We start from the raw sequence: 1,621 nt of genomic DNA, 5'->3' as shown, positions 1-1,621 counted from the left end.
GCCATGGGAGCGGTGGAGCGCCACCGCTTCGTGGACAGCGCCCTGGTCAACCAGGCCTATGAGGACACCAGCCTGCCCATCGGTCTGGGCCAGACGATCTCCAAGCCCAGCGTGGTCGCCCGCATGACCGAGCTGCTGCTGGGTTCGGAGGCCGCGAAGTCGGGCCTGGGCCGCGTGCTGGAGATCGGCACCGGCTGCGGCTACCAGGCGGCCGTGCTGGCGCGCGTGGCACGCGAGGTCTATTCGATCGAGCGCCTGCGCGGCCTGCACGAGAAAGCGCGCAGCAACCTGCGGCCCTGGCGCCTGACCAATGTCCATCTGATCTTTGGAGACGGCATGGAAGGCTATGGCAGCGGCGCTCCGTACGCGGGCATCATCTCGGCCGCCGGCGGCGAGAGCATGCCCTCGGCCTGGTGCGACCAGCTGGCCGTGGGCGGGCGGCTTGTCGCGCCCATGGTGGTTACGGGGGGTAAGCAGGCACTGCTGGTGATTGACAAGAGTTCACACGGGTTTACGCAATCGATTTTGGAGGCCGTGAACTTTGTCCCCCTAAAATCGGGCATCGCCTAGAAGGGAATAACTTATGTTGGTATCGCGAAGTCTTGGGGCTTGGGGAACGGTGGTGCTGGCCGGCATGGTTCTGGCAGGCTGCACATCCCAAGTGAACAGGGCTCCCGTGGAGGACCGCGGAACATCCACCTCCACTTCCACCTCTTCCTCGCCATCGGCGGCCGTCAAGCCGCTGCCCGGCGTCGAGAACGCCGGCAAGCCCGGCTACTACACCATCAAGCCTGGTGACACGCTGATCCGCATCGGCCTGGAGACCGGCCAGAGCTGGAAGGACATCGCGCGCTGGAACAATCTGGAGAACCCCAACCTGATCGAAGTCGGTCAGGTGGTTCGCGTCGTGCCGCCGACCAGCTCGTCCATGGCAAGTTCGGACAGTGGCAGCACACGTTCTTCGCCGTCGTCCTCGTCCTCCTCTTCCACGCCCAGCGGCTCGCCGGTGGTGGCAACGCCGCTGCCGCCCGTGGCATCCTCGGCATCGTCTGGCAGCTCCACCGCAACGCCTGCACCCGCGCCGACCCCGGCACCGGCTCCTGCACCCGCAGCCGGCAAGGGCGCCGACGATGTGGACTTCATCTGGCCTGCCTCGGGCAGCCTGATTGCCGGCTTCGACGAGGCGCGCAACAAGGGCTATGACATCGCAGGCAAGGCCGGCGACCCCGTGATGGCCGCTGCCGATGGCCGCGTGGTCTATGCCGGCGCCGGCCTGCGTGGCTATGGCAACCTGATCATCCTCAAGCACAACAACACCTACCTCACGGCCTACGCGCACAACCAGACGCTGTTGGTCAAGGAGGACCAGACCGTGCGCAAGGGCCAGAAGATTGCCGAGATGGGCAGCACCGACGCCGACCGCGTGAAGCTGCACTTCGAGGTGCGTCGCCAGGGCAAGCCTGTCGATCCTTCGCGCTACCTGCCTTCGCGCTGATGAGCCGCAGCACCAGGCAAACCGGACAAGCCCCTGCCCCGCAGGGGCTTGTTTCTTCTGCGCCCGGCGAACCGCTGCCGGAATCGGTCGAGGACCAGGACCAGGACGAGGCCGACGCCGAAGGTG

The 1,621-nt window shown here is 66.4% G+C and carries 2 protein-coding genes; both read left to right on the top strand.

Annotation, left to right across the window (positions count from 1 at the left end; all coding sequences use genetic code 11):
• A partial coding sequence (locus L995_RS30845; protein WP_047475286.1) for a protein-L-isoaspartate(D-aspartate) O-methyltransferase occupies positions 1 to 570 on the top strand: 570 nt, incomplete at its 5' end.
• 13 nt (positions 571 to 583) lie between these two features.
• Positions 584 to 1,495: a peptidoglycan DD-metalloendopeptidase family protein gene (locus L995_RS30840; RefSeq protein ID WP_047475284.1), complete on the top strand. Its 912-nt coding sequence runs from the start codon at positions 584 to 586 to the stop codon at positions 1,493 to 1,495.
• Positions 1,496 to 1,621: the final 126 nt, after the last annotated feature.

This window comes from Delftia sp. ZNC0008 (assembly GCF_000799035.1).
GTDB lineage: Bacteria > Pseudomonadota > Gammaproteobacteria > Burkholderiales > Burkholderiaceae_C > Comamonas > Comamonas tsuruhatensis.
This window is presented reverse-complemented; position numbering and strand designations above follow the sequence as displayed.